Origin of the sequence: Nocardia sp. NRRL S-836, from assembly GCF_001279525.1 — a bacterium.
Lineage (GTDB): Bacteria > Actinomycetota > Actinomycetes > Mycobacteriales > Pseudonocardiaceae > Lentzea.
The window spans coordinates 66,920-79,041 of sequence record NZ_LGDY01000110.1; the positions used below are offsets into that span (position 1 = coordinate 66,920).

Below are 12,122 nucleotides of genomic sequence, written 5' to 3' on the forward strand. Positions count from 1 at the left end.
TTCAGCCGGCCGACTTCTCGATCGATCTGGCCATCGCCCCGACGAACGCCTCTCTGACGTCCTCGTCCGTGCGGTCCAGCGACAGGTACGGGTTCAGGTCCTCCAGCTCGACCAACAACAGCTCCCCGTCCCTGGTCCGACAGGCGTCTACCCGCTGAACGCCGTGTTCAAGCCCGTTCCACCGGATGAACCTCTCCGCGAACTCCAGGTCCGCATCGGTGGCCTCGTACGAGCTCAACTCCCACCGCCGCGCGGGGTCCGGCGCGTTCAACGCGTACTGGAACTCGCGGTCGACGTAGTAAAACGACACCTCGTACCGAAAATCGATCTTCGGCTGGATCAGCATGTCGCTCTCGTCCCTGATTTTCTCGCGCGGGACGATTTCCAGCCCGTGCGAGTCCGCCCCGTCTTTGGGCTTCACGACGTACAACGGCGCATCCGGCAACTTCCCGAGGTCCTCCACCCGGTCAACCGTGGGAATGACGGGAAACCCCCGCTCACTCAGCTCGACCAGGTACTGCTTGCCCGCCATGTCGCCCTTGCCGGTGAGCGGGTTGTAGACCTTCACGCCTCGCTCCCGGGCCACCTGCCGGAACTCCCGGTAGGCCTCCGGATAGTCGATCACCGGCCCGCTGTTGCGCACGACCACGACGTCGAACCCGCTCCCGAGCAACGCGGCGGCGTCACGGGGGTTGCACAGCGCGATGTCGAAGTGCTCCCGCAACCGGGACGTCAGGTAGATGTCCTCGTCGCAGTACCGACGGCCACGCGCGGGGTAGGCGAGATCGGTGACGTACAGGACCTTCAAACGACGAGCCACAGCAACTCCTGGAGACGGGGAGGGAAGAGAGGACGGGTGAAGGGAGCGGGAGACCCGGCCTGTGATCGAGCGAAGCGAGACGACCCTCCCTCACCTCAGGCAGTTGCACGCCTATCGAGCGACGCGAGACGTATCTACCTCAATCGACGGGTAGCGGTATCAAGCCCCAATCGCGATCGTCGCGAAGCGGCGATGAACCCCGAACGTCGTCCCTGCCTGACCAACCCCGGTGCCAAGGCGATCGGCAACCGTGCCTGATCAACCCCGGTATCAAGGCGACAGACCATGGACCGCACCCAACCCCGGCACCAGGGCGACCGACGATCAGGCCTCACCCCACCGGCACCCCATGCCGCCACAACCGCGCATAAGCCTCACCCCGGGCTAACAACTCCTCATGCGTCCCAACCTCCACAACTCGCCCTCCATCCAGCACCACGATCCGATCAGCCCGCGCGGCGGTGGCCAACCGGTGCGCCACCACGAACGTCGTCCGCGACCCGGCCACCTGGTCACTGGCCGCCAGCACCGCGGACTCGGTCGCCGGGTCCAACGCCGCGGTCGCCTCGTCGAGCAGCAGCACGTCCGGACGCACCAGCTCCGCCCGAGCCAGCGCCACGAGCTGCCGCTGCCCGGCGGACAGCCGGTTCCCCCGCTCCCCGACCGGCTGGTGGAAGCCGCTCGGCAGCGTCGCCACCATCGGCAGCGCCCCGACGGCGCTGACGGCCTGCTCGACCTCCTCGTGGGTGGCGTCCGGGCGGCCGTAGGCGACGTTCTCCGCCACGTCGCCGCCGAACAGGTGCGCCTCCTGCGGCACGACGCCGAGGCGCTGGCGGTAGGCCTGCAGGTCGTACGTGCGGATGTCGACGCCGTCGACCAGCACGGTGCCGGAGGTGGCGTCGTAGAAGCGGGCCACCAGCTTGACCAGGGTGGACTTGCCCGCGCCGGTCTCGCCGACCAGTGCCACGGTCTCGCCGGGGCGGACGTGCAGGGAGACGTCGGCGAGGGCCGGCTGGTCGGTGCCGGGGTAGGCGAAGGAGACGTTGCGCAGCTCCACCTCGCCGCGCAGGTGTGGTGGGACCGGGATCGGCGCGGCCGGGGGTTCGACGGTGGTGGGGGTGCGCAGCAGGTCGCCGATGCGGCGCAGGCCCACGCGGGCCTGCTGGTAGCCGTCGAAGACGCCGGAGAGCTGCTGCAGCGGGTTGAAGAACAGGCCCAGGTACAGCAGGAACGCGAGCAGCACGCCGGGGGTGAGGCTGCCGGTGGCCACGCGGTGGGCACCCGCCGCGAGGGCGATCGCCTGGGCGACGCCGGAGAGCATCGCGACGAACGGGAAGTACGTGGCGATGTAGCGCTGCGCGCGCAGGCGGGTGCGGCGGTAGGCGTCGCTGCGTTCGGCGAAGGCCTCCGCTGAGCGGCGCTCGCGGGTGTAGGCCTGGGCGACGCGCAGGCCCGAGACGTTCTCCTGCAGGTCGGCGTTGACGGCGCTGACGCGTTCGCGGGCCTCGGCGTAGGCCGCGGACGACAGCCGCTGGAAGACCACGGTGGCGACCAGCAGGAACGGCAGCACGGCCAGCGCGATCAGGGCGAGCGACGGGTCGGTCACGACCAGGGCGACGGTGACGCCGACGAGGGTGAGCAGGCTGATCACCGCGGTGACCAGGCCGGTCTGCAGGAACGTCGACAGCGCGTCGACGTCCGTGGTCATCCGCGTCATGATGCGGCCGGCCATCTCGCGCTCGTAGTAGTCGAGCCCGAGCCGTTGCAGGTGCGCGTAGCTGCGGATGCGCAGCAGGTACAGCAGGCGCTCGCCCAGCCGGGCGGCGAACACGGTGCTGCCGGCCGTCGTGAGCCAGCCGGTGACGACGAGGCCCACGCCCAGCGCGATGGCGAGCCAGAGCGACGACTCGGCGCCGCCCACCACGCCGCCGTCCACGCCGAGCCGGACCAGCGCGGGCAGGCCCATGCCGACCAGCGCGTCCAGCACCACCAGCGCGCCCACGCCGAGCAGGGCCCAGCGCACCGGGCGCACCAGGCGGGCCAGCCGGAAGGCCGGGTCGGGGGCTGTCGGGTCCTCCGCCAGCACCGGCTCCTCGGTCGCGGGTGGCAGCGCGCGCACCTGGGCGAGCAGCTCCGGCGTCGGCGGGCCACCGGCGAGCGCGGAGGCGGCACCGCCACCTCCACCCCGGCGACCGCCCGCCGCGCCACCACCGGAACCGCCGGTCGGCCGGGCCTCCTCGATCAGGCGCCGGTCCAGCTCCTCCTGCGACAGCGCCGGCCACAGGTCGCCGGTCGCGGCCGGCGCCGTCGACTCGATCGCCTCGCCGGGACCGGCCAGCAGGTCGCGGTACAGGCCGCAGCGCTCGGTCAGCTCCTCGTGGGTGCCCACGTCGACCACGCGGCCCGCGTCCAGCACGGCGATCCGGTCGGCCAGCGAGAGGGTGGAACGGCGGTGCGCGACCAGCAACGTCGTGCGCGAGGCCGTGACCGACGCCAGCGTCGCGTGGATCGCGGCCTCGGTCGCGTTGTCCACCGCCGACGTCGCGTCGTCCAGCACCAGGATCCGCGGGTCGGAGAGCAACGCCCGCGCCAGGGCCACGCGCTGGCGCTGCCCGCCGGACAACGTCAGCCCGCGCTCGCCGACCACCGTGTCGTACCCGTCCGGCAGCGCCTCGATGAAGTCGTGCGCCTCGGCCGCCTTCGCCGCGCGCTCGACCTCCTCCCGCGACGCGTCGGGACGGCCGTACGCGATGTTCGAGAACACGCTGGAGGAGAACAGGAAGGCCTCCTCGAACACCACGCCCACCGCGCCGCGCAACGACTCCAGCCGCAACGTCCGCACGTCCGCGCCGCCCACCTGGACCGCACCCGAGTGCACGTCGTAGAACCGGGGCAGCAGCAGGGACACCGTCGACTTGCCCGACCCCGCGGTGCCCACGAGCGCCAGCGTCTCGCCCGGCCGCACCGAGATCGAGAAGTCCTTCAGCACCGGCTCGCTGCGGGTGTACCCGAACGTGACCCCCGAGAACGACACGCCCAGCGGGCCGTCCGGCACCTCGCCGGGCCCGTCCGTGACGTCCGGCTGCGAGTCGATCAGCTCGTAGACCCGCTCCACACCGGCCCGCGCCAGCTGCGCCGACACCATCAGGCTCGCCAGCAGCCGGGTCGGTCCCACCAGGTTCGCCACGTACGTCGTGAACGCCAGGAACGTGCCCAGCGTGACCTGCCCGTGCAACGCCAGCCAGCCGCCCAGCCCGAGCACGCCGACCTGCCCCAGCAACGGCAGCGCCGTGACCGTCGCCAGCGGCCGCGCCGACAGCCGGGCGGCCCGCATCCGTTCCGCGAAGAGCGTCCGCGCGTGCTTCTCCAGCCGGGCGACCTCGCGCGCCTCCTGGCCGAAGCCCTTCACCACGCGCACGCCGGTGACGGTCTCCTCGACGTGCTGCGCGAGGTCCGCCGCCCGCTGCTGCGCCGACCAGGTGGCCGGGAACAGCGTCAGCCGCGTCCGGCCGACCAGCCACGCCACCAGCGGCAGCACCACGAGCGCGACCAGCGTCAGCGGGATCGACAGGTAGATCATCGCCGCCAGCGCGGCCACCGCGAACACGACCGTGCCGACCGCCAGCGGCACCATCATCAGCAACGACTGCACGAGCTGCAGGTCCGTGATCGACCGGGACACGATCTGCCCCGTGCGCAGCTCGTCCTGCTTCGCACCGTCCAGCCGCTGCACCGAGGAGAACACCGACTGCCGCAGGTCGTGCTGCACGTCCAGCGCCAGCCGCCCGCCGACGTAGCGCCGCACGAACGCGGAGCCGAACGTCAGCAGCTCCAGCGCGACCAGCGCGACGACGAGCACCACCAACCGGTCCGTGCGCCCCGCCGTCGAGTCGTCGACGGCCACCTTCAGCAGCAACGGCCCGGCCGCCTGCAGACCCACACCGAGGACGGCGGCGACCACCGACAGCACCACCAGTCGGGGGTGCTGCCAGCATGCCGCCACCAGTCGGCGTACCCAGCCCTGTTTCACACCGACGAGGCTACGGACCGGGTCTGACAGAAACTAATACGCGCAGGTCAGGTGATGTCCTTGGACTGCGTGACCGCCCAGCCGCCCGCGAAGACGACCCCGGCCCACGCCACGAACACGAGCCCCGACCACCACCAGTCGAGCGCGCCACCCGCGCCCGCGATGGCCCGCAGCACGTCCTCGATCTCCGGTGGCACGACGCCGGCCGTCGACAGGAACAGGTCGACCGCGACCGACCCGGTGAGCCCGTTGATCGACCCGTTCGGCAGGAACCCGATCACCGACGGCACCTCGAGGTAGGCGAGCACGCCGTGCAGCACGTTCTCGATCGCCAGGAAGTACAGCAGCAGGATCACGACCGCCCCGGCGACGTTCGGCACCAGCGCGCCGATGCCCACGCCGAACATCGTCATCAGGATCGACGACAGCACGCAGACCAGCGTCAGCATCGCCCAGCCGCCCGCGTCCGGCAGCTGCCCGGAGTCCGCGGTGATCACCACGCCGAGCGCGATGAACGCCATGATCGCGATGCCGTAGATCGCGCCCCACAGGACGTACACCAGCATCTTCGCCAGCATCGCCTGCATGCGCGACGGCGCGGTGAGGAACGTCGTGGTGATCGTCCGCCGCTGGATCTCACCGGACACCGCGAGCGCGCCGAAGATCAACGGGAAGATCGTCGACACGTTGATCGCCCGCGCGATGCCGAACAGCGAGATCTTCCACTGGTCCGGTGTCACGCCGAGGAAGTCCGACACCTCGTCCACGTCCGACGACGACGCGAGGTCCACGAAGAACTGCCCGAGCAGACCGGTCGCGAGACCCCAGCCCAGCGCCAGCACGGCGGTCGGGATCAGCAGTCCCCACCACAGCCCGGTCGTGGTCGTCTTGCGGAGCTCCGCCTGTACGAGGTTGCCCATCAGGCCCAACCACCCTGTTGTTGCTGCTGCTGGTGCGGCGCCGGCGCGTACCCGGCGTACTGGCCACTGGTGAGCTGGAAGAACAGCCGCTCCAGGTCGGCCTGCTCCTCCTGGATGCCGTAGATCGACACGTTCGCCCGCAGCGCCGTGTCCGCCACGTACTTGGCGTCCACACCGGACACCGCGAGCCGCCCGTCGGGCAGCTGTTCGACGTGCGCGCTGGCCGCGCTGAGCGCGGTCGCCAGCGCGTTGACGTCCGACGGCTGCACCAGGACGCGCTTGCGCTGCGACTGCCGCAGCTGCTCCAGCGGCCCGTAGAACATCGTCTGCCCGCGCGAGATGATCACGACCTGGTCGACGGTCTGCTCCACCTCCGCCAGCAGGTGGCTGGAGATCAGCACGGTGCGGCCCATGCGCGCGTAGGACTGCAGGAACGTCCGCAGCCACGCGATGCCCTCGGGGTCGAGGCCGTTCGCGGGCTCGTCGAGCACGAGCACCTGCGGGTCACCGAGCAGCGCCGTGGCCAGCGCGAGCCGTTGCTTCATGCCCAGCGAGAACCCGCCCACGTTGCGGTCCGCCGCCGTCGCGAGGCCGACCAGGCCCAGGACCTGGTCGGCCTGCGCGTCCGGCACGCCGATCGCCGCCGCGTACACGCGCAGGTGGTTGCGTGCGGTGCGCGAGGGGTGGAACCCCTGCGCCTCCAGCACCGCGCCCACCACGCGGCCGGGCTGGCCGAGCTGGTGGAACTGCCTGCCGTTGATCGTCGCGATGCCACTGGTCGGCTTCACCAGACCCAGCAGCATGCGCAGGGTCGTCGTCTTGCCGGCGCCGTTCGGGCCGAGGAAGCCCGTCACGCTGCCGGGTGACACGGTGAAGCTCAGGTTCTGCACCGCGGTGACCGAACCGAACTGCTTGGTCAGGTTCTGCACCGCGATGAGGCCGCTGCCGTCATGCATGCGGCCCATCCTGCCCGATGGTCAGTCGGGCAAGGCGTGCTTTGGACGCGACACGACGGCCGCGCGGTGCACGGGCCGCGCCGGGGCGACCGGTGTCGGCGGCTCGGTCGCCGCCTCGGCGGAAACCCCCGCCGGCACCTCGTCGGTCATGCCCGACCGGGTGAACGGGTTGCGCAGCGGCCCGCGGCGTTCCCGGTGCGGCTGCCCCTCGCCGATCAGGTGCTGGTGCGCCATGTTCCAGACCTGGCAAGGCCACCGGCGGCGGCGCAGCCAGCCGGGACACGCCCGGCACCGGCCGTCCTCGTCGGGCTGGTGGACCGTCAGCAGCAACCGCCAGCCGTCGGCCAGCCGGTGGATCTCCGCGCGGGCCAGCGGAACCAGTGCGTCGGCCGCGCCGTGCTCGGCCACCTTGTCCAGCAGTGCCAACCGTTGCAGCACCGCGTCGCGCAGGGACTCGTCCATCACATCTTCGCCGAGGCCTGGTCGAGCAAAGAGCCCAGCCGACGCGTCTGGGTGGCGGACATCACAGCGGTCTCGCCCGGCGGCGCGACCAGCAGAACCCGGTCGTTCTCCAGCAGAACGGTCATCGACCTGTCGCGACCGAACGGGTCGTGGCAGTGGATCCAGCCCTGTGGTTCAGCCATGGAATCACCTTTCGAGGGACACCCGACTCCTGCTTCATCGGTCGTCGCCCCTGCTCGGCGCACCGCCGTCACGGGAATTCACTCGTTTGCTGGACGGAGCGCACACCGGCAGTGGTCTGGTCCGGGAAACTTTTGGGTCGCGATTGGTGGGGGGTGCTGGGCGCGGCTGTGGCGGAGCCGCTATATTTGGTCACGGCGGCCCCGCTCCCAGTGACCCCCAGGCTGGTTGAGCGCGGCCGCCCTTTACTTTTCTCCCCCTTTCTCGCTGTCTCCGCGTGAAACCTGTTGCGCCCCGCGCTCTCGTACACTGTAAGGTCCTCGTACACCGTAAGGGGGAGGATCTCATGAGTACGACTGCGACGGAGACCGTCGGGGTGCGGCCGCACCCGCAGCGCTGGGCGGTGCTCGGCGTGCTCTGCCTGTCGGTGATGGTCGTGGTGCTGGACAACACGGTGCTGAACGTGGCGATCCCGTCGATCTCCACCGGTCTGGGCGCGAGCACGGCCGACATCCAGTGGATGATCAACGCCTACTCGCTGGCGCTGGCGGGCCTGCTGCTCACGACCGGTGCGCTGAGCGACCGGTTCGGCCGCAAGCGGGCGTTGCTCGCCGGTCTGACGCTGTTCGGCGCCGGCAGTGCCGTGGCCGCCTACGCCGGTTCGTCCGAGGCGTTGATCGCGGCCCGCGGCTTCATGGGCGTCGGCGCGGCGCTGCTGATGCCCGGCACGCTGGCCGTGCTGATGCAGCTGTTCGACGAGAAGGAACGGCCGAAGGCCATCGGCATCTGGGCCGCGGTCACCAGCCTCGGCTTCGCGGCCGGCCCGGTGATCGGCGGTGCGCTGATCAAGCACTTCTGGTGGGGCTCGGTGTTCCTGATCAACGTCCCGGTGGCGCTGCTGGCCGTCGCGGCCGTGGCGTTCCTGGTGCCCGAGTCGAAGGACCCGGCCGTGCGCAGGCCGGACGTGCCCGGCTCGATTCTGTCGATCATCGGCATGGTCTCGCTGGTGTACGCCGTGATCTCGGTGCCGGAGAACGGTTTCGCCTCGCCGCGGTTCGGCGTGCCGCTCGCGCTGGGACTCGTCGCGATGACGGCGTTCGCGTGGTGGGAACGGCGCACCGCGGAACCGATGCTGGACCTCGGTTTCTTCGCCGACCGCCGCTTCACCGGCGCCGTCGCCTCCGGCGTGCTCGCGGCGTTCGGCATGGCCGGCTCGCTCTTCCTGCTCACGCAGCACCTGCAGGGCGTGCTCGGCTACAGCCCGCTGGAGGCCGGCCTGCGCGTGGCCCCGATGGCGATCGCGTTGCTCGTCACCAGCAACACCCTGGGCCAGCTCGTGCTGAAACTGGGTGCCAGCAAGGCGATGCTGCTCGGCATGACGATCGTCGCGGGCGGCGTGGTGCTGCTCTCGATCGGCGCCACCTACCCGCCGACACTGGCCGGCCTGGTGCTGATCGGCGTCGGTGTCGGTGTGGCGCAACCGGTTGCGGTCAACGCCCTGATGGGCTCGATCCCGCCGGAACGCGCCGGCATCGCCTCGGGCCTGTCGTCGACGCTGTCCGAGCTGGGCTCGTCGTTCGGCATCGCGGTGCTGGGGGCGCTGCTGTCCGCGCGGTTCGCCGCGGAGCTGCCGGCCGGGGTGCCGGGGCGGTCGCTGTCGGAGGCGCTGCACAGCGGCGCGGACCTGGCGGTGGTGCGCGAGGCGTTCTCGTCGGGGATGAGCGTGAGCCTGCTGATCGGTGCCGTGTCGGTGTTCCTGGGAGGAGTTGTGGCGAGCGTGCTGCTCCGGCGTGCTTAGGATCGGGCGGTGGACAGCGTGTGGTTCGGCAAACCCCGGCCCGGCAGCGGCCAGCCCCTCGGCCTGAGCCGGGAGGCCATCGTCCGCAAGGCGCTGGAGGTGCTCGACGAGCACGGCCTGGCGAAGCTGTCCATGCGCAAGCTCGCGGCCGAGCTCGGCGCGGCACCGATGTCGCTGTACTGGCACGTGCCGACCAAGGACGCGCTGATCGAGCTCTGCCTCGACGAGATCTACGGCGAGTTCCCGCTCCCGGCCCCCGACGCCGACTGGGAACCCGCGCTGCGCGAGATGATGCACGCGATGCGTCATCTCGCGCTCAAACACCCGTGGTGGATCCGCGGCATCGGCGAGTTCACCACCATCGGCCCGAACGCGGTGGCGATGGCCGACGCCATGCTCGAACCCATGCGCGCCGCCGGGCTGTCCGCGGTCGAGGCGTCCATGTCCGTGTCGACGGTGTCGAGCTACGTCGTCGGGTGGTCGACCACCGAGGTGAACTTCACCAGCCGCGGCGGACTCGACTCACCGCCACCGGACCTGGGCAAGATCGCCGACATGTACCGCGAGAAGCACCCGCGCTACGTCGAGATGCTGCAGGAACCGCAGCTGTGGACGTTGGACGGGCAGTTCGAGTTCGGGCTCGACTGCGTGATCCACGGGATCAAGGCGCGGATGGCGGCCCTGCGATAGCCGCGCGGAGCTCGTCGGCCTCCGGCGCGTGGATGCTGTCGAAGATGGCGAGCGCCTCGCCCAGGACCCGGGCGGCCCGGTCGTGGTCACCGCGCCGGCCCAGCACGTCGCCGAGCATCCGCAACGTGCAGGCCGTTTCGTACAGGTCGTCGAGTTCGGCGTACGTCGTGGCAGACCGTTCGAGGTGCTCGACGGCCTCGTCGAGATGGCCCTGGTCGAGAGACATCTGGCTGGACAGCCTCAGGAACAGGGCTTCGTTCCAGCTGTTCCCGGACTCGCGGCAGATCGCCAAGGACCGGTGCAGGTGGTCTCGGGCCTCCTCGAAACGCCCTCGCTTCCAGGCGATCTCACCGAGCTCGGCAAGCATGATCGCCTCTCCGCGCGGGATGTCGAGCTCTCGGTAGAGCGGCAGGGCGATCAGGAAGTGGTCGGCCGCCCGGTCGAGGAGATCCTGCTTGTGCAGCACGAGACCGATCTCGTGGTGCGCAGTCGCCATCTCCCGCCGAGCGCCACGGCGCCGTGCCAGGCTCAGCTCCTCGAACAGCAGGGGCAACGCCTTGTCGAGTCTGCCGGCCTGCACCAGCGATTCGGTGAGCGAGCTGAGCGCTATCAGCATGATCTGCTCGTCACCGAGCCGGCGGGCGCTCGTCAGTCCGGCGGTGGCCAGCTCCACGTTGGTCGCCCACTGGGCGTTGAGGATGTTCGGAATCGACAGGCAGTTTGGTAGCAGGGCGGCGATTCGGTGATGACCGTGGTCCACCGCGTACTGGAGGACCGACACGAGGTTGGTCTGCTCCTGGCGGTGCCAATCGAGGGCGTCGTCCCTCGTGCCGAAGATCAGCGGATCGGGTTCGGCGTCGTGGTGCTCGAACCTCGACGCCCCGGTCTGCGGGTAGATCACGAACCTGCTCAGGTCGGCGGTGTGCAGGTACCAGCCGAGCAGGTGGCGGATGCGCTCTTCGAGCAACTCGGACGACTCGTGCGCACGGGCGGTCTCGACGGCGTACTCGCGGATCAGGTCGTGGAACTGGAACCGGTCGCGCCCGACCTCGGCGATCAGGTGCACGTCGGCGAGGGCGCCGAGCACCGGCCGAACCGCCTCCGCGGACATGCCGGTCACCGCGGCGGCCGCGGGCGTGCTGATCGTGACACCGGGATGAAGACCGAGCAGCCGAAAGGCTCGCGCCGTCATCGGTGGTAGGGCGTTGTAGGACAGGTCGAAGACCTTGCGCACGGCCGCGCGTGGGTCGTCGTCCAGCGCCAGGGCGTCGAGACGGCCCCTGGCCAGGTCCGTGGTCAGGTCGGAGATGCGCAGGTGCGGACGGTCGACGATCTGCTCGGCAGCGATCCGCAGTGTGCCAACGGCAACCCGGCGCACATCCGCACCAGCAGGTCCGTCGCCTGTGTCTCCGCGTCGGCACGTGCCGGTCCCACGATGTCTCGGACCAGCACCATCGCGTCATCGTGCGGAAGCTCGTCCAACGCGATGCGGCGGGCCCCGTCACGGGCGGCCAGACCGCGCAGCTCCCGGCGGCTCGTGACCAGCACCACGCAGGTCGGCGAGCCGGGCAGAAGCGGGCGGACCTGCTCGGCGGAGGCCGCGTTGTCGAGCAGCACCACCATCCGCCGATCCGCCAGCAGCGATCGGTACAGCGCCGTCATCGCGTCCAGGTCCCGGGGAACGGCCCGTCCCGGGACGCCCAGCGCGGTCAGAAAACCCGTCAGCACCTGCGCGGCCGACATCGGTGGTTCAGGGGAGAACCCGCGCAGGTTCACGTACAGCTGCCCGTCGGCGAACCGGTCACGGACGCCGTGGGCCCAGTGCACGGCCAACGACGTCTTGCCCACGCCGCCCGCGCCCGCGATCGCGGAGATGACCACGGTCCGGGCCTGGCCTGTGAGCAGGCCGTCGAGCACGCCCAGCTCCGCGGTGCGGCCGGTGAAGTGGGTGACGTCAGGCGGGAGCTGCCGTGGGACCGGCGTCACCGGCGCCTGGTGGAGGTGGATGTCGTGGCCCTGGATGACCGTTCCCGCGTCGCCGTGCACCACGTTGCGCGTCGAGTCGTCTGGCATGGCCGTCGATGATGCGACTGGCGGCCCGTGCGCCGGGGTGGAACGGCGGCGCGTCACCCGTTCGGGAGCGAAAAGGCGAAACCCCCGCAGCATGTCTTGGGTTCAAGAGGTCGTTGCAACACCTGAGTTGAGGGGTTGCGGTGGACTTCGAGATCCGGAGTGATCGGGGACCGCAGGGCCGGAGGAAGTTGGC

Annotated in this window: 10 protein-coding genes; 2 read left to right on the plus strand and 8 right to left on the minus strand. The window is 70.6% G+C overall.

Annotated features, from left to right (window positions below):
• Nucleotide 1: 1 nt before the first annotated feature.
• From ADL03_RS26625 to ADL03_RS26650, 6 genes are all read right to left on the minus strand, one after another.
• On the minus strand, nt 2-820 hold the full coding sequence (locus ADL03_RS26625; RefSeq protein ID WP_053736282.1) for a hypothetical protein: 819 nt from the start codon (nt 818-820) through the stop codon (nt 2-4).
• 331 nt (nt 821-1,151) lie between these two features.
• Nucleotides 1,152-4,793, minus strand: a complete 3,642-nt coding sequence (locus ADL03_RS26630) for an ABC transporter ATP-binding protein (protein ID WP_231642282.1) — start codon at nt 4,791-4,793, stop codon at nt 1,152-1,154.
• Nucleotides 4,794-4,897: 104 nt separating this feature from the next.
• Nucleotides 4,898-5,770 (minus strand): ABC transporter permease subunit, encoded by an 873-nt coding sequence (locus tag ADL03_RS26635; protein ID WP_053736284.1) that lies wholly within the window; start codon nt 5,768-5,770, stop codon nt 4,898-4,900.
• Complete coding sequence (locus ADL03_RS26640; RefSeq protein WP_082373496.1) at nt 5,770-6,726, minus strand: ABC transporter ATP-binding protein; 957 nt, start codon at nt 6,724-6,726, stop codon at nt 5,770-5,772. Before ADL03_RS26640 ends, ADL03_RS26635 begins: the two co-directional genes overlap by 1 nt.
• A 21-nt stretch (nt 6,727-6,747) precedes the next feature.
• A complete protein-coding gene (locus ADL03_RS26645; RefSeq protein ID WP_053736285.1) occupies nt 6,748-7,188 on the minus strand; it encodes a hypothetical protein in 441 nt (146 codons plus the stop codon).
• Nucleotides 7,188-7,370: a hypothetical protein gene (locus tag ADL03_RS26650; RefSeq protein ID WP_053736286.1), complete on the minus strand. Its 183-nt coding sequence runs from the start codon at nt 7,368-7,370 to the stop codon at nt 7,188-7,190. Before ADL03_RS26650 ends, ADL03_RS26645 begins: the two co-directional genes overlap by 1 nt.
• A 344-nt stretch (nt 7,371-7,714) precedes the next feature.
• On the opposite strand from ADL03_RS26650, the gene ADL03_RS26655 reads away from it, so the two are divergent.
• Nucleotides 7,715-9,166 carry an MFS transporter gene (locus ADL03_RS26655; protein ID WP_053736287.1) on the plus strand — a complete coding sequence of 484 codons (1,452 nt, stop codon included), beginning with the start codon at nt 7,715-7,717 and terminating at the stop codon, nt 9,164-9,166.
• Nucleotides 9,167-9,175: 9 nt separating this feature from the next.
• Entirely contained in the window at nt 9,176-9,856 is a 681-nt protein-coding gene (locus ADL03_RS26660; protein WP_053736288.1) for a TetR/AcrR family transcriptional regulator, read from the plus strand.
• Here the strand turns inward: ADL03_RS26660 and ADL03_RS26665 are convergent.
• Together ADL03_RS26665 and ADL03_RS26670 are read right to left on the minus strand one after the other, a co-directional pair.
• Nucleotides 9,828-11,234 (minus strand): tetratricopeptide repeat protein, encoded by a 1,407-nt coding sequence (locus tag ADL03_RS26665; protein WP_053736289.1) that lies wholly within the window; start codon nt 11,232-11,234, stop codon nt 9,828-9,830. The two genes, ADL03_RS26660 and ADL03_RS26665, sit on opposite strands and share 29 nt — an antisense overlap.
• Nucleotides 11,153-11,929, minus strand: a complete 777-nt coding sequence (locus ADL03_RS26670; protein ID WP_053736290.1) for an NB-ARC domain-containing protein — start codon at nt 11,927-11,929, stop codon at nt 11,153-11,155. The genes ADL03_RS26665 and ADL03_RS26670 overlap by 82 nt, the downstream gene beginning before the upstream one ends.
• Between the last annotated feature and the right edge of the window lie 193 nt (nt 11,930-12,122).